This is a genomic window from Phaeobacter sp. B1627, assembly GCF_006265095.1.
In the GTDB taxonomy this organism is placed as follows: Bacteria; Pseudomonadota; Alphaproteobacteria; order Rhodobacterales; family Rhodobacteraceae; genus Epibacterium.
Genome location: NZ_VCNK01000017.1, coordinates 1 through 22,549 on the forward strand (window position 1 = coordinate 1; position 22,549 = coordinate 22,549).

The 22,549-nt window shown below is 61.8% G+C and carries 21 protein-coding genes and 1 pseudogene; 11 read left to right on the forward strand and 11 right to left on the reverse strand.

The annotated features are described in order from the left end of the window. A pseudogene (locus tag FGE21_RS09915) lies at positions 1–255 on the forward strand (DDE-type integrase/transposase/recombinase); the annotation flags it as partial. Positions 256–444: 189 nt separating this feature from the next. Then, positions 445–2,115, forward strand: coding sequence for an IS66 family transposase (locus FGE21_RS09920; RefSeq protein ID WP_139663137.1), 1,671 nt, complete (start codon positions 445–447; stop codon positions 2,113–2,115). A gap of 219 nt (positions 2,116–2,334) precedes the next feature. Here FGE21_RS09920 and FGE21_RS09925 read toward each other — a convergent pair whose 3' ends face one another. The 4 genes from FGE21_RS09925 to ald all read right to left on the reverse strand — a co-directional run bounded on the left by FGE21_RS09925 (position 2,335) and on the right by ald (position 5,908). After that, complete coding sequence (locus tag FGE21_RS09925; protein WP_139663138.1) at positions 2,335–2,898, reverse strand: hypothetical protein; 564 nt, start codon at positions 2,896–2,898, stop codon at positions 2,335–2,337. Between the two features lie 396 nt (positions 2,899–3,294). Continuing rightward, entirely contained in the window at positions 3,295–4,101 is an 807-nt protein-coding gene (locus tag FGE21_RS09930) for a mechanosensitive ion channel family protein (protein WP_139663139.1), read from the reverse strand. Positions 4,102–4,168: 67 nt separating this feature from the next. Then, the gene (gene mscL, locus FGE21_RS09935; protein ID WP_139663140.1) at positions 4,169–4,597 is read right to left on the reverse strand and encodes a large conductance mechanosensitive channel protein MscL; all 429 of its coding nucleotides are present in this window, start codon (positions 4,595–4,597) and stop codon (positions 4,169–4,171) included. 195 nt (positions 4,598–4,792) lie between these two features. Then, positions 4,793–5,908: an alanine dehydrogenase gene (gene ald / locus FGE21_RS09940; protein WP_139663141.1), complete on the reverse strand. Its 1,116-nt coding sequence runs from the start codon at positions 5,906–5,908 to the stop codon at positions 4,793–4,795. A 141-nt stretch (positions 5,909–6,049) separates the two neighbouring features. Here ald and FGE21_RS09945 point away from each other — a divergent pair, with 141 nt between their 5' ends. Beyond that, on the forward strand, positions 6,050–6,511 hold the full coding sequence (locus tag FGE21_RS09945; protein ID WP_139663142.1) for an Lrp/AsnC family transcriptional regulator: 462 nt from the start codon (positions 6,050–6,052) through the stop codon (positions 6,509–6,511). A gap of 240 nt (positions 6,512–6,751) precedes the next feature. Beyond that, positions 6,752–7,669, forward strand: coding sequence for a polyphosphate kinase 2 (gene ppk2 / locus FGE21_RS09950; protein ID WP_139663143.1), 918 nt, complete (start codon positions 6,752–6,754; stop codon positions 7,667–7,669). 317 nt (positions 7,670–7,986) lie between these two features. Here the strand turns inward: ppk2 and rpsU are convergent, their stop codons facing one another. Then, positions 7,987–8,193 (reverse strand): 30S ribosomal protein S21, encoded by a 207-nt coding sequence (gene rpsU / locus FGE21_RS09955; protein WP_005614280.1) that lies wholly within the window; start codon positions 8,191–8,193, stop codon positions 7,987–7,989. 120 nt (positions 8,194–8,313) lie between these two features. Here rpsU and FGE21_RS09960 point away from each other — a divergent pair, with 120 nt between their 5' ends. Together FGE21_RS09960 and FGE21_RS09965 are read left to right on the forward strand one after the other, a co-directional pair. Next, entirely contained in the window at positions 8,314–9,030 is a 717-nt protein-coding gene (locus FGE21_RS09960) for a COQ9 family protein (RefSeq protein WP_139663144.1), read from the forward strand. 108 nt (positions 9,031–9,138) lie between these two features. Continuing rightward, a complete protein-coding gene (locus FGE21_RS09965; RefSeq protein ID WP_139663145.1) occupies positions 9,139–10,167 on the forward strand; it encodes an NAD(P)H-quinone oxidoreductase in 1,029 nt (342 codons plus the stop codon). A 103-nt stretch (positions 10,168–10,270) separates the two neighbouring features. Here the strand turns inward: FGE21_RS09965 and FGE21_RS09970 are convergent, their stop codons facing one another. Next, positions 10,271–10,915 (reverse strand): ribonuclease T2, encoded by a 645-nt coding sequence (locus tag FGE21_RS09970; RefSeq protein ID WP_139663146.1) that lies wholly within the window; start codon positions 10,913–10,915, stop codon positions 10,271–10,273. A 166-nt stretch (positions 10,916–11,081) separates the two neighbouring features. On the opposite strand from FGE21_RS09970, the gene FGE21_RS09975 reads away from it, so the two are divergent. The 4 genes from FGE21_RS09975 (at position 11,082) to FGE21_RS09990 (ending at position 14,804) form a co-directional block, all read left to right on the forward strand. Then, positions 11,082–11,852 (forward strand): DUF1013 domain-containing protein, encoded by a 771-nt coding sequence (locus FGE21_RS09975; RefSeq protein WP_139663147.1) that lies wholly within the window; start codon positions 11,082–11,084, stop codon positions 11,850–11,852. Positions 11,853–12,057: 205 nt separating this feature from the next. Next, a complete protein-coding gene (locus tag FGE21_RS09980) occupies positions 12,058–12,570 on the forward strand; it encodes a hypothetical protein (protein ID WP_139663148.1) in 513 nt (170 codons plus the stop codon). A 198-nt stretch (positions 12,571–12,768) separates the two neighbouring features. Continuing rightward, positions 12,769–13,620 carry a 3-mercaptopyruvate sulfurtransferase gene (gene sseA, locus FGE21_RS09985; RefSeq protein ID WP_139663149.1) on the forward strand — a complete coding sequence of 284 codons (852 nt, stop codon included), beginning with the start codon at positions 12,769–12,771 and terminating at the stop codon, positions 13,618–13,620. Beyond that, on the forward strand, positions 13,620–14,804 hold the full coding sequence (locus FGE21_RS09990) for an amino acid aminotransferase (RefSeq protein WP_139663150.1): 1,185 nt from the start codon (positions 13,620–13,622) through the stop codon (positions 14,802–14,804). Before sseA ends, FGE21_RS09990 begins: the two co-directional genes overlap by 1 nt. Before the next feature lie 294 nt (positions 14,805–15,098). On the opposite strand, the gene FGE21_RS09995 is transcribed toward FGE21_RS09990, so the two are convergent. After that, complete coding sequence (locus tag FGE21_RS09995) at positions 15,099–16,430, reverse strand: ammonium transporter (RefSeq protein ID WP_139663151.1); 1,332 nt, start codon at positions 16,428–16,430, stop codon at positions 15,099–15,101. Between the two features lie 32 nt (positions 16,431–16,462). Beyond that, positions 16,463–16,801 (reverse strand): P-II family nitrogen regulator, encoded by a 339-nt coding sequence (locus FGE21_RS10000; protein WP_068242308.1) that lies wholly within the window; start codon positions 16,799–16,801, stop codon positions 16,463–16,465. A 276-nt stretch (positions 16,802–17,077) separates the two neighbouring features. Here FGE21_RS10000 and FGE21_RS10005 point away from each other — a divergent pair, with 276 nt between their 5' ends. Then, complete coding sequence (locus FGE21_RS10005; protein WP_139663152.1) at positions 17,078–19,294, forward strand: transglycosylase domain-containing protein; 2,217 nt, start codon at positions 17,078–17,080, stop codon at positions 19,292–19,294. A 122-nt stretch (positions 19,295–19,416) separates the two neighbouring features. Here the strand turns inward: FGE21_RS10005 and FGE21_RS10010 are convergent, their stop codons facing one another. From FGE21_RS10010 to FGE21_RS10020, 3 genes are all read right to left on the reverse strand, one after another. Then, positions 19,417–20,148, reverse strand: coding sequence for a metallophosphoesterase (locus tag FGE21_RS10010; protein ID WP_139663153.1), 732 nt, complete (start codon positions 20,146–20,148; stop codon positions 19,417–19,419). A gap of 392 nt (positions 20,149–20,540) precedes the next feature. Then, a complete protein-coding gene (locus FGE21_RS10015; RefSeq protein WP_255731487.1) occupies positions 20,541–21,074 on the reverse strand; it encodes a hypothetical protein in 534 nt (177 codons plus the stop codon). A 211-nt stretch (positions 21,075–21,285) separates the two neighbouring features. After that, a complete protein-coding gene (locus tag FGE21_RS10020; protein ID WP_176695409.1) occupies positions 21,286–22,470 on the reverse strand; it encodes a GAK system CofD-like protein in 1,185 nt (394 codons plus the stop codon). Positions 22,471–22,549 lie beyond the last annotated feature (79 nt).

A 22,549-nucleotide genomic window follows, 5' to 3' on the forward strand; every position in this document is an offset into this window, starting at 1 on the left:
GTGCCGGGACCGGTGGCGGGCATGTTCTTCTACCTGTACCTCATCGTAGATATCTTTAGTCGGAAGATCGTCGGCTGGGAGGTTCATGACCGAGAAGCCTCAGACCCGGCCGCGACGCTGATCCGACAGGCGGTCCTGGCCGAGGGCTGCATCACCCGGCCGCTGGTCTTGCATGCGGACAACGGCAGCCCAATGAAGGGCGCCACGATGAAGGTGACAATGGAGAAGTTGGGCATCACGGTGTCCTACACCCAATAGGCACATTCCCGGGAGTGGAACGATGAGCGAACCGGCCCTGACCCTAAACGGCAGGGCGGGACGGACTGTCTTTGCCTGTCTTCATGGAATGGTGCCTCAGCCGGGCCAGCTTCTCGCAGCCCCTGTGTGCAACACCTTGCGTCCGGTTGGCGGGCGGAGGCCGATACCCCATGAGGAAAATTTGAAATGACCATCCAAGGGCCCGGCTGGCTGCCGGGCCAGCAGGAGACGGATGCCGGCGAGCTGAGCCCTATTGGCCTTCTTTGCGACGGCATTCTCAGCGCTGTTCGCCAGCTTCCCAGCAGCCCTGAGGAAGCCACGGTTGAGATCGGCACGCGGATCAGCAGCATTCTGTCGCTGTTCTCCGAGGCTGAAGGCGAAGTCCAGTCTGCCAAACGGCGTATCTCTGCGCTCAAGAGCGATCTGCGCCGGGTGACGGAGCAACTGGCGGTGTTGCGTCAGGAGCATTTCGGGCAGAGCTCGGAAAAAGACCTTCGCGATCCCGCGGAAGAGGACCTTTGCCTCGCGCTTGAGGATGACCTTGACGATGAACCGAAGGAAGAACCCAAGGGTAAGCGCCCACACAAAGTACCCGAGGACATCAAGGTCATCACAGTTGATCATTTCCCCGACGATATGAGTTGCGGCACATGCGGGCATGATCTCAAGACGATCAAGCGTGAGGTGCGTGCCGGGAGCCTCCGCATCGTGCCGGAGCATGTGGTTTTGGTGAAAAACGCATATCACACCTGCGCGTGCAACCGCGGGATCTGCAAGGAGAATAAACCGGTGGCCGCGAAATCAAAACACTACATCATGACGAGGCGCGGTCTGGAACCGGGATTTGCAGCCGAAGCTGCATGCCAGAAGTTCTTCGAGCATATCCCGCACTACCGGTTTGAGCGCCGGCTCAGAAACGCAAACTTCAATCTGGCCCGCCAAACGATCGACAAGGGTGTTGCCCGCTTGGCTAAACACCTGTTGCCGGTCCAGGACGAGCTTCATGCGTATGTGCTTGCTGGTCATACCGCACAAATGGATGAGACCCCGGTGAAGGTTCAGGCGCCTGGAAAGGGAAAGTGCGACACCGGGTATTTCTGGGTGATCAATCGCGATGAGCGCGATTGGAATTCCGAAGCCCGGCCGGCAGTGGTGTATCGCTATGCCCATTCCCGTGCCGGCGCAGTTGCAGAGGAATTGCTTTCTGGCGCGTCGCTCCGTTTCCTGCAGACTGACGGTTACTCGGGTTACAACTGTCTCTTTAAAGATAGCCGGGAGAATGACGGGCTGATGCCGGTGCGCTGCAATGCCCATGCGCGGCGCAAGTTTTTCGAGGCCCATCTGGCAACCAAGAGCAAGCTGGCAGCCAAGGTCGTGCAGATGTACCGCAAAATGTATGCCGTTGAAAAAGCGGCCAGAGGGCTGCCCCCGGAGGAGCGTAAACAGTTGCGCCTCGAGAAAACCCTGCCCATCCTGACCGAACTCAAAGCCATCCTGACGAAACATCAGAATGACGCCACCGGGAAACTGAAGACGGCCATCAATTACACGCTAAACGCCTTTGACGGGCTGCAGCAGTTCGTGTTCGATGGCCGGCTTGAGATCGATAACAACGCGGTCGAACGCTGCATCCGCGGTATTGCTCTGACGAAGAAAAACTCCCTCTTCGCTGGATCCCACAAGGCGGCTGAAGTCTGGGCAACCTACTATTCGCTCATCGAAAGCGCGCGCCTGAACAAGGTCAATCCCCGCAGCTACCTGAACTGGGTGGTGCAGGAAATCGAGCGCACCCGCGGCGAGGTCGACTACGGTCAGCTGATGCCCTGGCACTGCCCGGTCGGCCGGATCGACGACTGACAGGCTATCACCGCCCCGCAAACGGGGCGGTGACCATTTTTACACGGCCGGTACCTCATGTGAGGTTCCGGCCCAAAGCCGTGTCTGGACGGCTTCCCGGTGATACTTGCAAGTCTTCATAGCCCTAATCCGTTTAGCACTGCGCCCCCTTGTTCGGGCTCAGGCAGAAACTGGAACGAGTTCAGCGGCAAGCTCCAGTACAAGACCGCTCACCGCCTCCTAGGCTTGGTCCTGCGATGTCTTCCCGCGCAACTTGCGGGCCAGCGCGGACCCGCGGGCGGAGGCTTCCTGTGCCAGCAGCAGAAGGGCGATTTCCCGCATCTGATGCATGGCCAGATCGGCTTCGTCCTGCCCTAGCAGCATTGCAAGCTCAGCCGGTGCCGTGCAGTCGGCCAGTAGGCGCTTCAGCGCAGGTCCATTCTTTGATGCCTCGGCCCGGGCAATACAGATGTCGGTCATACCCGCCATCTCGGAGTGAAAAACCTCAACCGGCATGCTTGCTGTCTGCCTGGAATAACCGGCCTGCCGCTCGACATGGAGCTCCCGCTGCGCCGGGTCATAGGACATCATTAGCCCATCAAGCGACACGTCCGATGCAATGGGATTTCCGAAGCGCTTGCGCAGGCTGAGCGCTTCGGCAAAGAGCACCAGCTGCAAAAGGCCGGCCTGCGGCAGATCGCAGGAAATACGCTGGATGCCGCTGCGGCCGGCGTGCTTGTACTTGAGCGCGAGCCGGGCACCGCCGTCCTCCCGCGCCTCCTTCGAAAATATCTTTGCAGCCATGGCGCGGATTATATGGAAAGCTGCCGGACCTTCAAGCGGCGGCCGGAAGGTCCGGCGATGCTAGGCGGCCACGCGCCTAAGGTCAGGCAGCAGATGGAAGGCACGTGTTTGCATGGGAGCACCCTTGGCCATTCCGGATTTTCCAGGCCACGCGGAAATGCGGTGTTCAGTGAAGGGGAATCGCGTGGTCCGTCTTTGATTGGAGCGATGGTCTTGTGAATGCGTGCTTGCAAGAAAATCTGCGGACCAGTCAATTTCCGGGGCCGATACACCGCTTACGCCGAAAAAGACCGAAACGGTTCAGGCGGCGGCCCCGCAAAGCGGCGTTTATGCCAAGGCGGGGGCGTCCCCCGCCTTGCGGCAGGGAACGGCCTTCGGGGGCTGAGGCAGCGCCGCTCAGCCCTTTTTCTGGATTTCCACGCTATGGGGGTAGGGGATGGAAATACCCTCTGCATCAAAGGCTTCCTTGACGCCCTGGATCATCGCCCATTTCAGTTCCCAATAGTCGTCGGCGTTGCACCACAGGCGGGTGGAGATATCGACGGAACTGTCGCCGAGGTTGGTGACACGCACCCAGGGGTCCGGATTGGCGAGCACGCGGGCGTCGGCCTCCGCCAGCCGCAGGATGACGGCCTTGGCCTGTTCGATATTGTCGCCGTAGTCGATGCCAAAGGTGATATCCAGGCGGCGGGTGGCATGGGCCGAGAAGTTGGTGATGATCGCGCCCCAGGCCTCGCCATTGGGGACGATCAGCTGCACGTTGTCGGGGGTGACCAGCTCGGTGAAAAACAGGTTCAGATCCCTGACCGTGCCGGCCGTGCCGCCGATGTCGACGTATTGACCCAGCTTGTAGGGGCGGAACAGGATCAGCATGAAACCGGCCGCCAGATTGCTGAGCGTGCCCTGCAGCGCCAGGCCGATGGCGAGGGTGGCAGCGCCCAGCATGGCGACAAGGCTGGTCGCCTCGATGCCAAAGATGCCGAGCACCGCGACCAGCACGATCGCGAGCAGGACCCAGCGCACCACGCTGGCGGCAAAGCTGCCGAGGGTTTCGTCAATTTGCGGTGTCTTGTTGATCCGGGTGCGGACGGCGCTGGAAATCAGCCCGGCTGCCATCCACCCGAGGATCAACACCATCAATGCCTTGATACCATTCAGTACCAAGGGCCAGTATAAATAGGCCTGTTCAGTGAACTCTTCCATGGTCTTGTCCCTTGAAATGCGAAAACAGGAGCCCTCTGGCCCCTGTTCCTGTGTCAGTCTGTGGTGATTATTTCTTCAGCGCGTCGCGGATTTCCAACAGAACGTCAAGCTCGGTCGGTCCGGCCGGAGCGGCCTCCGCGACCACGTCTTCCTGGGTGTCCATGGAGGCTTTGACCTTGTTGACGTAGCGCACCAGCATGAACACGACAACGGCGATGATCAGGAAGTTGATCACGGCCATCAGGAAGGCCCCGTAGGCAAAGACGGCGGCCCCGGCTTCGCGGGCGGCTTCGAGCGAGGCATAGGGGCCGTCGCCGGCCAGCACGACGAAGTTGTTGGTAAAGTCGAGCCCGCCGGTGAAAAGACCGATGATCGGGTTGAGCAGATCGCCGACCATGGATTTCACGATTGCGGTGAATGCGGCGCCGATAATGATGCCGACCGCCATGTCCATGACATTGCCCTTGGCAATGAATGCCTTGAATTCGTTAAACATCGAAGTTTCCCTTCCTCTATCCCTGCCGCAGCCTATGTGCGGCAAAATGTCCTGTAAACGCTGATATTTGCGCCTTTCAGGAAACGGTAGGGGGAAAATCACCGGGCAAATGGCGTTTCCGCTAGGGAAGGGCGGCGGGCTCTGTGGTCCTGTGCAGCGGTGGAGAAGGATCGGAAAGCCCGCCAGTTTCGGTCGCTACGACAGCAGGCTGCGTGGCGCGGTGACGTCGATCCCGAGCGCGGCGCCGACGGCGGCATAGGTGAGTTTTCCCGCGTGGATGTTGAGACCGTTCAGCAGGTGCGCATCCTCCGCGCAGGCCTGTTTCCAGCCTTTGTCGGCCAGCGCGAGCATGAAGGGCAGGGTGGCGTTGCCGAGCGCCTGCGTCGAGGTGCGCGCAACCGCCCCCGGCATATTGGCGACACAGTAGTGCAGGATGCCGTCGACCTCGTAGATCGGATCCGCATGGGTCGTGGCGCGGGAGGTTTCAAAGCATCCGCCCTGATCGATCGCCACGTCCACCAGCGCCGCACCGGGCTTCATTTCCGCGAGATCGGCGCGCGAGACCAGTTTCGGAGCAGCGGCCCCGGGGATCAGAACCGCCCCAATCACCATGTCGGCCTGGCGGATCAGTTCGCTCGTGGCGCCGGCGGTGGAGTAGCGGTTCTTGAAGGTCTTGCCAAAAACATCGTCGAGATACCGCAGCCGGGGCAGCGAACGGTCCAGAACCGTGACATCCGCGCCCATGCCGGCGGCGATCCGTGCCGCATGGGTGCCGACGACGCCGCCGCCGAGGACGACAACCCGCGCGGGCGCCACCCCCGGTACTCCGCCCATCAGGACGCCCAGACCGCCGTTTGCTTTCTGCAAGGTCCACGCGCCCACCTGCGGCGCCAGCCGGCCTGCGACCTCTGACATCGGCGCCAGCAAGGGCAATCCGCCGCGATCGTCGGTCACCGTCTCATAGGCAATGCAGGTGGCGCCGGATGCCAGCAAATCCTGGGTCTGGCGCGGATCAGGCGCCAGATGCAGATAGGTGAACAGCAGCTGACCTTCGCGCAGCATCTCGCGTTCGACCGCCTGTGGCTCCTTGACCTTGACGATCATGTCGGCGCCGGCGAACACCTCTGCTGCGGTCTCATGCACCGCAGCCCCTGCGGCGATGTAGTCCTCATCTGTGAACCCCGCGCCGAGCCCCGCCCCGGATTGGATCATGACCTGATGGCCGTGGGCCACCGCCTCCCGCGCGGCATCAGGCGTCAGCCCGACCCGAAATTCCTGCGGTTTGATTTCTGTGGGGCAGCCGATTTTCATGGACCTGTCTCCTCGGGGTGACGTTCCGACAGAGTGTCGCAGATCCGGATTCAAATGTGCTGCTTCTTTGATCAAATGTGAGCGGTGACATCGGGAGAATCTTCGAATATAGATGCCACACACGCAACAAAGGTGTAGTGAATGGCGATGGATCAGTTGGATCGTCGAATCCTCGCGGTTTTGCAAAAGCAGGGCCGGATCTCGAATGCAGAGCTGAGCGAGGCGGTGAGCCTCTCGGCTTCGGCCTGTCACCGACGGGTGCAACGGTTGGAAAACGAGGGCTACATCCGCAAATACGTCGCGCTTCTGGATGCCCGCAAGCTGGGAGTGCCGACAACGGTTTTTGTGGAAATCACTCTGCAAACCCAGGCCGACGAAGTGCTGGACGCCTTCGAGAAGGCGGTGGCGCGGATACCGGATGTGCTGGAATGCCATCTGATGGCGGGCACGGCGGATTATATTCTCAAGGTGGTTGCCGAGAACACCGATGACTTTGCCCGCATCCACCGGCAGCATCTGACGCGGCTGCCGGGGGTGGCGCAAATGCAAAGCAGCTTTGCCCTGCGTACGGTTTTCAAGACCACGGCGCTGCCGATCAGCTGAGGACGCGCATCCGGTGGGCGGCTTCTGCACCGTGTGGGCGAGCGGACGAGATTTCAGTCGCCTGATGCTTGCTCGGGGCACCGATTGAGCGGCACAATGGGGCGGAACAGCACGGCAGGGTCGGCGGAGGCCACTCTTTTCGACCCAAGAGTCGACGCAAGTGGTGTGACCTGACACCAAAGAATTACATGTCACCGGTATGCGGTGATCAAAACCTGTTACAGTCAAAGGAGAAACAGTGTGAGCAGCGATCAGGAAAATACATCCTTCGAATGGCTGGAAGCCGAGCTGCAGGACACGCTGGACGAGGATTTCGAAATCGAATTCGCCGAGCCCATGCTGTCTATGGAGCTGCGCAAGATCTACCGGGCCCAGCACCCCGAGATGCTGGATCGCGAGGTTTATTTCCGCAACCTGCTGCGCCTGCAGGCCGAACTGATCAAGGTCCAGGATTGGGTCCAGCACACAGGGGCCAAAGTCTGCATCCTGTTCGAGGGCCGCGACAGTGCCGGCAAGGGGGGCGTCATCAAACGCATCACCCAGCGGCTCAATCCGCGGGTGGCCCGGGTGGTCGCCCTGCCGGCGCCCAGTCGCCGAGAGCAGAGCCAATGGTATTTCCAGCGCTACGTGCCACATCTGCCGGCCGCCGGAGAAATTGTCCTGTTCGACCGCTCCTGGTACAATCGCGCCGGTGTCGAACGTGTGATGGGCTTCGCCACGGATGATCAGGTCGAACAGTTCTTCCAGGACGTTCCCGAATTCGAACGCATGCTGGCGCGGTCCGGCATCATCTTGCTGAAATACTGGTTCTCGATCACCGACGAAGAACAGCAACTGCGCTTCCTGATGCGCATCCACGATCCGATGAAACAGTGGAAACTGTCGCCAATGGATCTGGAATCGCGCATCCGCTGGGAACAATATACCAAGGCCAAGGAGGATATGTTCTTCCGCACGAACATCCCTGAGGCGCCGTGGTATATCGTCGAAGGCAATGACAAGAAACGCGAACGTCTGAACTGCATCGAGCACCTGCTGACGCGCATTCCCTACCATGATGTGCCCAGCGAAAAAGTCGCGTTGCCGGACCGGGAATACAATCCCGATTATGAACGTCGGGTGCTGCCGGACGAGCTCTACGTGCCAAAGATCTACTGAGCGCCGGAAACTGATCCGACAGCAGCACAGAAGGACACATCCCCTTTCATCTTTTGAAAAATACCTCGGGGAGCGCGAGGGGCAGAGCCCCTCGCCATACAGCCTCGCCAGATCGCCGCAACCAGCGGGATCGCCGCCGCCAGTCTGGCCGACCCGGTCGGGTCCCGAGCGTGAAAGCCCCTGTGAACGAAGGACAAACGACGGACAAAACGACGGACAACCTGGGAACGGCGGACAAAATGAAACCCCCGTGGCAGGACCGCGGGGGTTTTATTCTTAAACAGTATCCAGAAGAGAACTGGAAACGGCGAGGGGGCTCAGAGGAGACCTTCGCGCTGTGCTTTCTTACGTGCCAGTTTACGGGCCCGACGGATTGCTTCAGCTTTCTCGCGCGCTTTTTTCTCGGACGGTTTCTCGAAATGTTGCTTGAGCTTCATTTCACGGAAAACGCCTTCGCGCTGCAGCTTCTTCTTCAGGGCACGAAGCGCCTGATCGACGTTATTGTCGCGAACACTAACCTGCATGTGGTTGTCACCACCTTTCTAGTTTCGAGTTGCAAGGAAATTGCAGGAAGTGGCCATATAGCAAGGCCGACCTAGATTGTCTAGTACTGGACTGAACCGAGCCAAAGGAGACGGCGCAAGATGACGCAGAGACAGGAAAACTCCGAACCTGAGGCAGGAGAACTGCAGGAAACCCTCCTGGATGCGGCGCTTTCACATGTGCCCTTCGACGGCTGGAGCGAGGCCACCTTCCAGGAGGCCCTGGCCGATTCGGGGCTGGACGCGGGGCTGGCCTCGGCGCTGTTTCCACGGCGCTCCCTTGATCTTGCGGTCGCCTACCACCGGCGCGGCGATGCGATGATGCTGCAAAAACTGGCAGAGGCCAACCTGGGCGAGATGCGGTTTCGCGACAAGATCGCCACGGCCGTGCGGTTCCGGCTGGAGGTCGTCTGCGACAAGGAAGCGGTACGTCGGGGCATGGCACTATTTGCGCTGCCACACCATGCGGCTGAAGGAACTCGTCTGATCTGGGGCACTGCTGACGCAATCTGGACGGCATTGGGCGATACCTCGCAAGACGTCAACTGGTACACGAAACGAGCGTCTCTGTCGGGCGTTTATTCCTCCACCGTTCTGTTCTGGCTGGGCGATGACAGTCCGGGCCACCAGGCGACCTGGGACTTTCTCGATCGCCGCATCGAGAATGTGATGCAGTTCGAAACGCTCAAGGCCAGCGTCAATCAGAACCCGCTGCTGAAACCGTTGCTTGCGGGGCCGAACTGGCTGCTGAACCAGATCCAGGCGCCAAAATCGCGTGACGATCTACCAGGGCGCTGGCGGCCCCGCGCCGACGGCTGAGCGCTCCGGTTTCTGTGCCGCCCGCGGGGCCGGGGCAAGGGGTGCATGGCTTGGCGGGGCGCGGTGGGGATGCTACCCCTTTCCTCAACAGCAGGAGAGAGCGTTCCCATGACCCAGCCCGCCACACCGTCCGAAACACAGTCACGGCCAGACACCATGCACGCCATCGAGATCTCGGAATTTGGCGCGCCAGACGTGCTGAGGCCGGTCGTGCGCCCGGTGCCTCAGGCCGGCCATGACCAGGTTGTGATCCGCGTGGCCTATGCGGGCGTCAATCGCCCTGACGCATTGCAGCGGGCGGGGGCCTATGCGCCGCCCAAAGGGGCCAGCGATCTGCCGGGCCTGGAGGCCTCCGGCGAAATCGTGGCGGTCGGTGCCGGGGTGACCGGATGGCGTCCGGGGGATCTGGTCTGCGCCCTCCTGCCGGGCGGGGGCTACGCGGAATATGTAGCGACCCCTGCCGCCCATTGCCTGCCGATCCCGAATGGCCTCGGCCTGAAAGAGGCCGCCTGCCTTCCTGAAACCTGCTTCACCGTGTGGTCCAATGTGGTGACACGCGGTGGACTGAAGGCCGGAGAACGCTTTCTGGTGCATGGCGGCTCATCCGGGATCGGGACCACGGCAATCCAGCTGGCCACGGCCTTGGGTGCGCGGGTCTATGCCACCGCCGGAACGGATGACAAATGCGCCGCCTGTGTCGGGCTTGGTGCAGATGTTGCGATCAACTACCGCGACGAGGATTTCGTCGAAATCCTGCAGGCGGACGGCGGCGCCGACCTGATCCTCGATATGGTAGGGGGCGATTATATTCCACGTAATATCAAGGCGCTGGCCGATGACGGACGGATGGTGCACATCGCGTTTCTGCAGGGGCCGAAAGCGGAGCTGAACTTTGCCCAGATCATGGCGCGGCGGCTGACGGTCACCGGCTCGACCCTGCGCCCCCAGAGCGACCTGGCCAAGGCCCGCATCGCCCGCGACCTGGCCGAGGCGGTCTGGCCCCTGATCGAGGCGGGCAAGCTGCGCCCCGTGATGGACAGCACCTTCCCGCTGGCCGAGGCTGCCGCAGCGCATGCCCGGATGGAGGGCTCAACTCACATCGGCAAGATCGTACTGGAGGTCGCAGGCGATGGGTGACGGCCCGCGTGGCTTCATCTTTTCAGAAATACCTCGGGGGTGAAGCCCGCCAGGGCTGAGGGGGCAGCGCCCCCTTTGCTCCCCTTCCCATCAACAGCGTTCCTCAGCGCAGAGGTTCAAACACTGCGTCTTTGAGCGTGCAGTCGCGGATCACATCCCGTCCGCAGGGAACCGGGGTCAGCGCGCGGGACAGGCAGATGCGGGCCTCCTGAATGAAACCATCGCGGCAGGTGATTGTCAGGCTGTCCTTGCTCAGCTGCGGATTGTCTTTCAGAAAGGCCTCCTCCACCACCGAAGCCGGAAGCCGGACCGGCTTGTCGAGACGGCGAAAGATCGCCGGCCGGGTCACTTGCTCATAGGCGGTGCGCGACAGGTCGAAATAGCCACGCGCGGACAGGCCCGAGCAGGTCCCGTGCTTCTTCCACTGATGCCACGCCAGGCCGGATGTCCCCATGATATCGGTCATTTCGCCGGTCTGCCTGCGGGTTGGTGCGGCCTCTGTTGTGCGGCAATAGCTGGGCCAACCGCGGTGAAATTGCGGCCAGAGCCCGTGCAGGGTCCAGCCGTGATCCTCTGCGCTGTCACATTGTGGCGATCCCTTGGCGTCGCCTTCGAGGGCGCACCAATTGGGCGACCAGCTGAGAGCCAGCACGTAGTAGTCAAATTGCCCGGCTCGCTCGCCTTCGGCTCGTGCCAGAGGGGGAAACAGCCCCAGAATCGCCAGTATTGTGAACAAAAGCCCGCGCATTCGCCTCTTTCCTTATGATTTCAAGGCGACTATATAGACCTGAAGTTCCCCGACAACGGAAACCCACCCCGAGACCCAAGGGGCCGCCGATTTCTGGCGATGGGAGAGATTTACCCGGCGGGCGTCCGGCAGGTCGGGGACGAAGGTGTTTAAAGGAGTAGAGCACATGGCAAAACCGTTGATGGCCAAGGCGACCGCCGTGTGGCTGGTGGACAATACCACAATCGGCTTCAAGCAGATCGCTGATTTCGTAGGCATGCACGAGTTGGAAATTCAGGGCATTGCCGACGGTGACGTCGCGGCCGGCGTCAAGGGCTTTGACCCGGTGTCCAACAACCAGCTGACCCAGGACGAGATCACCGCGGCGGAAAACAATCCGCTGCACAAGCTGAAGCTGAAGTTCAACGCCTCTGCCGCCGGTGAAGAAAAGCGCCGTGGCCCGCGCTATACGCCGCTGTCAAAGCGTCAGGACCGACCGAACTCGATTCTGTGGCTGGTGAAATTCCATCCCGAGCTGTCGGACGGCCAGATTGCCAAGCTGGTGGGCACGACCAAGCCCACGATCCAGTCGATCCGCGAGCGCACCCACTGGAACATCTCCAACATGGAGCCGATCGATCCGGTCGCGCTGGGGCTGTGCAAACAGTCCGAGCTGGACGCGGCCGTGCAGAAAGCGGCCCAGAAGCGGGCCGCCGAAGGGGGCGTCATGACCGATGATGAACGCCGCAAGCTGGTATCGACCGAGCAGTCGCTGGAGATGGACGCCGAACCCAAGATACCGACCGCCATCGAAGGACTGGAGACCTTCACGCTGGGCTCGCTCAGCAACAATGACAAGAAGGATGAGCCCATCGTCGATGCGGACAGCTTCTTCAATCTGCCCGCTGGCGACGATGAGGATGACGACGAGGACAACAGCGACGATCCTCGCTTCTGAGCGATCCCGCCTGATCCGGAAAACATGCCGTCGGCCCGCGAGGTCGGCGGTTTTTTTTGACCTCTTGCAATTCCTGATTAAATAAGTCAGATAAGCGATACCCAGCCTGCCGGGATACGCCCGGAGATGCCCGGTTCACTGTGAACAGGCCGTGCCCCGACCCTGTCGCGGGGCACCAGGGCCGACTAGGCAAAGGGCGATCCGCATGACTTTTCAGGTTCCAATCCCTCCGGCGTCGACTGCTGATCTGGGGCAAATGCCACTGGCGGCTTTTGAATTTGATGAGTTTGAAACCCGCCTGCTGGCCCCCATGCGGCATTTCCTGACGGCCTCGGCGGCGCCGGGATGTCAGGCCTGGCACCGCGCCTTTGTGATCGCTGCGGAGAACTGGGGCGAAACCCATGGGCTGGCCGTCGCCTACGCCCTGTGGCCGGTCCTGCGAGAGACCCATGCCTTGTTGGGCAGCGAACTGAGCTACAATGATCCGTTGGATATGGACATGCGGGGCCTGCTGACGCCGGATGAGGCGCGGCTTTTGTATATGCTGCACCACATGCGGCGCGATGAAACAGCGCAGGCCAGAGACGCGGTGGAGGCGCTGTCGCGCGGGCGGCTGGAGCCGGAGCTGATCCGGGCTGGTCTGTCCTTTGCGGACCGTTTCCCCTGTGGCGCGCGCCACCGCCTGCGGGGCACGCCGCTGCTCCGGCTGGTGGGCTGAGAATGGTGGCCTGAGGGTGGCCTGAGATCCTTCGCGTGCGAGCCGCGCGTTGCAAGTGGCGCCGCACGTCCTCATGATCAACCCGGCAGGGAGGCGCACCGGGACGCGCCGGGGCGTGAAAGCTTCGCAAGCAGCCTTGCGTGCAGAAGGCTTGGGTAGTAGGCCTTTTGCCAACGCAAATTCCGGGAGGCGTTGAGAATGGATGATCCAAAAACCCTGGTTTCCACCGATTGGTTGGCCGCGCATCTGAAGGATCCGGATCTGCGGATCCTCGATGCATCCTGGTACCTGCCGCAGATGGAACGTGATGCACGTGCCGAATACGAAGCCGGGCATATCCCCGGCGCGCGGTTTTTTGACATTGACGAGATTTCCGATCACCGCTCTGACCTGCCGCATATGGCGCCGCCGGTCGAGAAATTCATGTCGCGGCTGCGGGCGATGGGCGTGGGCGATGGCCACCAGGTTGTGGTCTACGACGGCGCGGGGCTGTTTTCCGCCGCCCGTGTGTGGTGGCTGTTCCGCCTGATGGGGCAGACAAATATCGCGGTGCTGGATGGCGGGCTGCCGAAATGGACGGCCGAAAACCGCCCGTTGGAGGATCTGCCGCCGGTGATCCGCGACCGCCACATGACGGTACGGGTGCAGAACCATCTGGTGCGCGACGTGACGCAGGTGTCCTCCGCTGCCAAGCTCGGCGATCATGAGATCATCGACGCCCGTGCCGCTGACCGCTTTCGCGGCACCGCGCCGGAGCCGCGTCCGGGCATGCGCGCAGGCCATATTCCGGGCTCCAAGAATGTGCCTTTTTCAACCTTGCTTGCCGACAACGGCACCATGAAGGACCCGGATGAGCTGCGCGCGGTGTTCGAGGCTGCGGGAGTAGATCTCGGCAAGCCCGCGATCACCTCTTGCGGATCGGGCGTGACCGCAGCGGTTCTGAGCCTCGCCATGGAACGAATGGGCAAGCATGACCACGCGTTATATGACGGGTCCTGGTCCGAATGGGGCGCCTTTCCGACCCTTCCCGTTGCAACCGGAGACGACTGATGTTCGAGAACCTCAAACCGCAGCCCGCCGACAAGATTCTGGCGTTGATGCAGATGTACCGCGACGATCCGCGACAGGATAAAGTCGACCTGGGCGTGGGTGTTTACAAGAATGCCGAGGGCGTGACGCCCGTGATGCGCGCGGTCAAGGCGGCCGAGCACCGGATCTGGGAGGCGCAGACCACCAAGGCCTATACCGGCCTGGCCGGAGACCCCGCCTATGCGGATGCAATGATCGATCTGATCCTCGGCTCCTCGGTGGAGCGCGACAAGATTGCCGCCGTTGCCACGCCGGGCGGGACCGGGGCGATCCGTCAGGGGTTCGAGCTGATCCGGATGGCAAGCCCAGAGGCGCGGGTCTTTGTCTCCGATCCGACATGGCCGAACCATGTGTCCATCCTGAAGTATCTCGGTATGGAGAGCGTCGCCTATCGCTATTTCGATCCAGAGACCCGGGCCGTGGATTTCGACGGGATGATGGCGGATCTGAAGGAGGCACGGCCGGGCGATGTGGTGCTGCTGCATGGCTGTTGTCATAATCCGACCGGTGCCAACCTGAACCTGTCGCAATGGCAGGCGGTTGCGGATCTGGTCAATGAGCGCGGCCTGATCCCGATGATCGACATCGCCTATCAGGGCTTTGGCGATGGTCTCGATGAGGATGCAGCGGGGGCGCGTCTGGTGGCCTCTTCGGTGCCGGAGTGTCTGATCGCGGCCAGCTGCTCCAAGAACTTCGGGATCTACCGGGAACGCACCGGGTTGTTGATGGCGCTAAGCCAGCAGCCGGATGCGCAGGCGCTGAACCAGAAGACATTGGCCTTTCTCAACCGCCAGAACTATTCCTTTCCGCCGGATCACGGGGCCCGTGTGGTGACCACGATCCTGACGGATGAAGCATTGCGCACCGATTGGGCGCGGGAGCTGGAGGACGTGCGTCTGGCGATGCTTGATCTGCGTCAGCAACTGGCGGGTGAGCTGCAGCGGCTGACCGGCTCCGATCGGTTCGGCTTCATCGCAGAGCATCGGGGCATGTTTTCGCTGCTTGGGACGACGCCTGAGCTGGTGGAACGGATGCGGGTCGAGCATGGGATCTATATGGTGGGAGACAGTCGGCTGAACATCGCGGGCCTGAATGCGCAGAGCGTTCCGATCCTGGCCAAGGCGATTGTCGACGCAGGCGTCTGAGCCGCAACCGGATTTCACTGACAGTGCGAGCGCGTCCCCAAGGGGGGCGCGTTTTTGTTTGCCCGGTGTTCTGTGAAGAGTGCGCTGTGAAACGGCGGGGCGGCGTTGTGGTGGTGTTCGGCGTGATGGTGCGGGATGTCGCCGGGGGGGGGCTCCCGCCCGTATCGCCTGCATTGAAAATGCAGGCTCTCCCGTTGGGCCGGGCGCCGCTGACGCGGCGCAGGCCGCCATAGGCAAAACGCGGCCCCCGGGGGAGCCGCGTTTCCTGCGTTTGTAGCGAGTGTGGAGCGGCGTTTAGCCTGCTTTGAACTCCGGATAGGCTTCCATGCCGAGTTCGGACATGTCGAGGCCGTTGACTTCGTCCTCTTCGCTGACGCGGATGCCCATGGTCGCCTTGAGGATGAACCAGACCACACCGGAGGCGATCACGGTGTAGAGACCGATGATGACGATGCCGTAAAGCTGAGCGCCGAGGGTCGCGTCGCCGTTGGAGAAGACGACAGCGATCGTGCCCCAGATGCCCGCTGCAAGGTGCACGGGAATTGCACCGACCACATCGTCGATTTTCAGCTTGTCCAGGAAGGGAACCGCGAAGACCACGATCACACCGCCGACGGCGCCGATCAGGGTTGCACCGCCCAGGGAGGGGGCGAGCGGCTCTGCGGTGATCGACACGAGGCCTGCCAGGGCGCCGTTCATGATCATGGTCAGGTCCGGCTTCTTGAACAGGAGCTGTGTCAGGATCAGAGCGGCGACAGCGCCACCTGCGGCTGCGGCATTGGTGTTGGAGAAGACGCGGGAGATATCCGCCACATCACCGACAGAGCCCATTGCCAGCTGAGAGCCGCCGTTGAAACCGAACCAGCCGAGCCAGAGGATGAACGTACCGAGGGTTGCGAGTGCCAGGTTGGAGCCGGGCATCGGGATGGTCTTGCCGTCCTTGTACTTGCCGATCCGGGGGCCGAGGATGATGGCACCGGTCAGAGCCGCCCAGCCACCTACGGAGTGCACGATGGTCGACCCCGCAAAGTCGGAGAAGCCCGCTTCGCCGATGAAGCCGCCGCCCCAGGTCCAGGAGGCCTGCAGCGGATAGATCACACCGGTCAGGATGATGGTGAAGATCAGGAAGGGCCACAGTTTGATGCGCTCAGCCAAAGTACCGGAGACGATGGAGGCCGTCGCGGCGCAGAACATCAGCTGGAAGATGAAATCCGAACCTGTCGACGCGTAGGAATAGTCATCAGCGGCATCGGCAGTGACGCCGACCGCTTCGAGAACGCCGGGGCCAAAGACACCGGACAGCACGCCTTCGATGGACCATGTGCCGAGCGGGTACATCAGGTTGTAGCCAATCAGCCAGTAGAAGATCGAGGCCAGCGAGAACAGGGCCAGGTTCTTGGTCAGCTGCATGGTCACGTTCTTGGAGCGGACGAGGCCCGCTTCGAGCATGGCGAAACCGGCCGCCATGAAAAACACGAGGAAGCCGCCGATGAGGAACAGCAGCGAGTTGAGAATAAAGACGGTGTCTGTGGAGGGGTTTACACCCGGCACCACATCCTGTGCCTGGGCAAGGCCCGGCAAAGCCGCCAGCGCCGTGGCGGCGAGGGTCAGTTTCAACTTGGTCATTCGTTTCACGTCCTTTGAAGGGAAATAGCGCCTTAGAGGGCGTCTTGATTGGTTTCGCCGGTGCGCACGCGCACGGCCTGGGCCACGTCGAGCACGAAGATCTTGCCATCACCGATCTTGCCGGTGCGGGCGGTTTTGGTGATGGTCTCGACAACCTGATCGGCCAGGTCGGAGGGCACCACGATCTCCAGTTTGACCTTCGGTACAAAGTTCACTTCGTATTCCGCACCGCGATAGATCTCGGTGTGGCCGGCCTGTGCGCCAAAGCCCTTGATTTCGGTTACCATCAAACCAGATACACCGAGTTCGGTCAGCGCTTCGCGGACCTCCTCCAGTTTGAAGGGTTTGATGGCTGCAATGATCAATTTCATCTCGACACCCTTTCCCGGGCTCCCCGCCCGCTGTTGCATGGGCAGAAGACCGTCCCTCCCGAGTCGTGGAAACGTTACTGAGGGGTAAAGACGCCTGCTTTCTGGGCGCTGGCCCAATAAATTCGCTCAAAAAAGGTGCTTCGCCTATAATTTGGGCGGTATTTGGATCGCGTTTGGCGGGAATCCGCCTCTCTACAAGCGGACACAGAGCCGCTATTCTGTGCAAAACGGGCCGGGCGTAAGCCCGCCATTGGCAGGCAAAACAGGATATCGAGCATGACGCAGGGGCGTAATTCCGGGCGTGGGGCACAGGGACGCGGGCGCGGGGCGCTGGTGGCGGAGAAACGCTATGCAGCCACCGGCGGCCGCCCTGCCGCCAAAAAACCGCGTCGAAAACAGCCCACGGCCCCCCGCAGGGGCTGGCGCCTGTTCGGGCGCCGCAAAGCCAGGCCCCCGCGCAGACCACGTGGCATTCTGGGCTGGATACTGCTGCCGTTTCGTGTGGTGGGGCGCATGATCTGGGCGCTGACCTGGCGCATGGGGGTATTGGCCGGGGTGTTTCTGGCCGGGGCGATCGCCTACCACTACAGCAAGCTGCCGGAGTATCAGGCGTTGCTCGACGGGCGCAATCAGGGCTCTGTCACGCTGCTGGATGACAGGGGCGAGGTCTTTGCCTGGCGCGGCGACCAGTTTGGCGGTGTGGTCACCACAGAGACCGTTTCTCCGCATCTGAAGAACGCCATCGTCGCCACCGAGGACAAGCGGTTCTATCGCCACTTTGGCGTCAGCCCGCGCGGGGTCGCCAGTGCGGTACGCATCAACCTGAGCGAGGGGCGCGGTCCATTGTCGGGGCATGGCGGATCAACGATCACCCAGCAGACGGCCAAGCTGATGTGTCTCGGCGTGAATTATGATCCCGCTGTCTGGTCCTCCGAAGCTGCCTACGAGTCCGATTGCCGCCAGTCCTCATTGTGGCGCAAGGCCAAGGAGGCGATTTTCTCCATGGCCATGGAGGTGAAATACACCAAGGATGAGATCCTCTCCATCTATATGAACCGGGCCTATATGGGTGGCGGGGCCTATGGGGCCGAGGCGGCGGCGCAGCGATTCTTTGGCAAATCGGCCAATGAGGTCGACCCGGCAGAAGCGGCGATGCTTGCGGGGCTTTTGACCGCGCCCTCGACACTGGCGCCGACCAGCGACATCGACCGGTCCCGCAACCGCGCTGCGACCGTGCTGCGGCTGATGGAGGAACAGGGCTACCTGAGCGATAGCGAGCGCCGGACCGCGATGGCCCACCCGGCCGAGCTGAGCGAAGCGGCGGCGGCCCGGGCGGGCGGCTATTTCGCGGATTGGATCATGGATACGGTGCCGGGGTTCCTGGGGGACCAGACCACCGAGGATGTGGTGATCCGCACCACGCTGGACCAGCGGTTGCAGCAGGCCGCCGAGGATGCCGTCAACTTTGTGTTTGAAAACAAGGTGCGGGAAGGCTCCAAGGCGCAGACGGCCGTCGTCGTGATGAGCGCCGACGGGGCCGTCCGGGCCATGGTGGGCGGTCGCAAGGTGCGGGCGTCCGGTGTGTTCAACCGGGCGACCCAGGCCAAGCGGCAGACCGGTTCGTCGTTCAAACCCTTTGTCTATGCGGCCGCGCTGGAGTTGGGATATTCGCCCTATGACCGCCTGCTGGACGCCGAATACTGTCTGGATATTCCGGGCTCCGGCCCGTGGTGTCCGAAGAACTACACCAACAAATACTATGGTGAGGTGACGCTGGCCGAGGCGCTGCGCGACTCGCTGAACATCCCGGCGGTCAAGATCTCCGAGGCGGTGGGCCGGGACAATGTGCGCCACGTGGCGGGCGAATTCGGGATCGAAAGCAATCTTGCGGATGGGCCGGCGCTGGCGTTGGGGGCATCGGAAAGCACCCTGATCGAGATGACAGGCGCCTATGCGGGGATCCTGAACGGCGGCTCTTCGGTGACGCCCTACGGGGTCGAGGCATTGACGCTGGTCGGGGACGCGGAGCCGTTGATGGGTGCCTCGGGCGGCATGGGAGAGCGGGTGATCCGCCCCGCCGCCGCAAAAGAGCTGATCTGGATGATGGAGAAGGTGATCGCGGGCGGCACTGGCCAGCGGGCGCAGATCCCGGGCTGGCAGGCTGCGGGCAAATCGGGCACGACCTCGGCGGCAAAGGACGCCTGGTTCATCGGATTCACCGCCGATTATGTGGCCGGCGTCTGGATGGGATATGACGACAACACGCCGCTGACCGGCGTCACCGGGGGCGGCCTGCCCGCAGAAATCTGGCGCGAGACCATGGTGCGGGTGCATGAGGGGCTGACACCTCAGCCGTTGCCGATGAGCGAACCGGCCCCGATTGCAGTGCCTGAGCCGGAGGAGCCGCAGCGGCGGCAGAGCTCCGGACAGGGCGGTGGCAGCGGGCTGGAGCGTACCCTGAACAAGGTTCTGCGCGATATCTTCGGGAATTGAGGCCCCGGCGGTGCCATCGGGCGCGGCGGACAATCTGGTGCAGGGCGGGTCCGGGCGTCAGTCCGGCTCTGACGGGGGCCAACAGGGGCGGTCAACAGGGGCGGCTTTGTCGGGTCAGGACGTTACGGAACGGAAATGAAGCGATGGGTTTTGCCGTCCAGCTGAACAGCGGTCAGCCGCCCTGTTGCATAGGCGCCGGTATCAATGGAAATTCGCCCGTTGTGCACCTTGGGGTCGCTGACAATCGTATGGCCGTGCACCACCCATTGGCCGTCCTTGCGGGCGGTTCTGAGAAAATCCGGATGTCCCCATTGCAACACGCTGTCGGTTTGTTCATCCACCGGTTTGCGCGGATCCGCGCCGGCGTGGGCCACCAGAACATTGCCGGAGCGAAAGCTGGTCGGGAGATAGGACAGCCAGTTGATCATCAGCTCGCCCATCCGGTCGCTCAGGAAATCGCAGGCATTCACAAGGTCGGGCGTCTTCATATAGGCTGCAAGCCGCGGAACGCCGAAGGATGCAAGGGTCTGCAATCCCCCATGGTCCAGCCAATGGCGGCCGTTCTGGGCGGGATTGCGCAGGAACCGGAGCAGCATCTTTTCGTGATTGCCCTGCAGGCATAAAATATCAGGGCGCTCAATCAAAAACCGAAGAACCCTGGCGCTGTCTTCGCCCCGGTCAACATAATCGCCGACGCAGATGATTTTATGATCCGCCGGAAGCCGATCCAGAATGCGGCGGAACAGATCATAGCGGCCATGGATATCGCCGATGACGCAAAGCGGTTCGTCTGGTGCGACCGGTGAAAATTTCTTTGTCAGGCCCAGTTTTTCTGTTGCCCAGGTAACTAGCATATAAAATTCGCCTTCTCGACATTATGGATGCGGCGACAGCAGTGTCTTCGCCCTGCATTCAAATTTACAGCCTTGTTTGCGATGCAACGAAATCTACTCAGTCACAGAAATTCAAAATCTGAAATGCTCTGAGAGCTGTCGTTGTCCAGTGCAGTCGAGACCCCTGCCGAATCCGCACAACGCCATGCAGTCTGGCAATTATTTCGCGATCCGGAAAGGTTTGTGAGACAACCTTGGGCATTGTTGCCCAGCAATTTTACAATTGACTAAAATTTGGCGTGGTTTTTTGCGAAAATAAGGCAACTGCGCGCAATCTGCCTTGCGATCATACCCTGCCATACCATCGGAGTACGCATTGCAGGGCATGATCTTAATGTGGTGGCCTTGCAAAATCAGCAGGCGGCGACGCCCATGCGAATAATCTCGCTGCCGCGTATCTTGTGAACGCCGGAGATCCGGTTGCGGCCCTTTTCCATGAACCATTTCTGCAGCGGCACCGGGTAATAATCTGCCATGACGCGGGAAAAATAGTCGAATTGCGATTGTTCCAGCCGACGGCCGGAGCGGGACGGGCCGTGAAAGCCGAACACGGTATTCGGATCAACGCAGGTGTGCGGCAGGCCCAGGTACATGGTGCAGGTCGAGTAGCAGACCTTGCCGCGGATTTCCACGCGTGTTCCCTGGGATCGCAGGTTGGTCAATTCCAGCAAACGGTCATGCAGATACCCGCCCCGGTCATTGCCTATGACATAGCTTGCGGGCCGGGCGCTGCTGCTGGCGGCCTCAGTGGCGGGCACGGTGGCGGCGACGGCAGCGACTGCGGTCAGGCCGGTGACCAGCCCGCGCAAGGCGGCCCCGAGGCGCGATTTGGTTTCGGTCATATTCGCGACGGTTGCGACGCGGGAGAGAGCTGCAGGAAGAGACATGTTCCGGTCCTCGCAAGTGGGTTTCAACTTGCGGACCGGGATAGGCAGCGGACGCGGACTGGCTGCGATCAGGCTGTGGCAGAAATGCGGAGCTTAACGTCACTTTAATGAGAATTTTTGGAAAAATACCAACAGTGACAACGATTTGAAGCGGTGCTCCGCAGGGAGAGCCCTGCAGCGCCATGCCCGTCAGAGGGGGCAGTGCGGCCGTTTAGCTGAGCGAAATCAGGAGCGAGCAGACCGCATTGGGATCGTAGTGCTCTGGCTGCCCGTCTTTGGCGAGCGGCAGCCTGTGGCAGGTCACCGGGTGATCACGGGCGGCGCGCTCCAACTCCTTTGCGGGCACTTGCATGTCGCAGATCACATGGGTCAGCAGATCCGTGGTCTCCCCGCAGGAGCCCAGATCCCGGCGCAGCGGTTCCAGCAGGGCGGCGATCTGGTCGGACAGCCGCATGCCGTGACATTCAGGGTCCGTGCCGAGGCTGGGGATATAGACCTTGGGCACCGGACGCGCGGCGATGGTGCGGCCGACCCCGGCGGGCAGAAGGTTGGAGATGACGCTGGAAAAGAGACTGCCGGGAGGATAGCAGATCAGGTCGCTGGCCTGTATCAGCTTCTGGTTCCGCTTCGGCAGACGCACCGCCTCGGCCGGGAGCTCCCGGGTGCCGTCCGACAGGAAGAGGCGCGTGATCCGGGTGCCGAGCGGCGCGCTCTCCTTCCCGGTCATCCCGCGCTGACCGATGACGCGCCGCCCGTCCTTCAGATCGGCCCCGATCTGGAGGTTCACATCTGCAATGGGGCGCACGGTGCCGCGCACATCGACCATCTTTGACATCAGGAAAAGGACAGGCTCCAGACCGCGATCATTGTCGAGATACCCTCCGGCGAGGATCAGATTGCCAATGCTGGCGTTGCGGTACTCGAGATCCGCAGGGGCGGCCGCCTGAAAGTGGCGCAGATAGCTGACAATCAACTGCCGCATCGGCTTTGACAGCGCCTTCAGCAAGGGGTGAGAGCCGTCAAACAGGCTCTGGACCTGCTGGCTGAGCTCCGTATCTGTCCCGGTCTTTGGCAAACGGTGGGAAAACAGCCGGTAGATGTCAGGCTGGCCCAGCTCGGTTTCATCCGCCAGGGCCATCAGCCGGGACCGCAGATCGCCCACCGCAGGCATGGCAAAGGCCTCCCGCAGGACCTGGCTGGAGCCGCCGCTGTCGAACGGGGTGATCAGGTGACAGGAATTGTGGGTATAGTGTTTCAGCCTGCGCGAAATCTCGTTCAGCGCGCTGCCGCCGGAAAAGAACAGCAACCGCGGCCCGAGGTTGGGGGCGGCGAGGGACCGGGCAAGGCGCAGGGTGTCGGGAACCGTGGCCTGGCGGTGGATCGCGATGTCGGACATGATCACCCATCTGTGCAATTCGTGCGGACCATGCCATTGACCGACTGGAAATGCCACCGGCTTGCCGCGATCTCCGTGT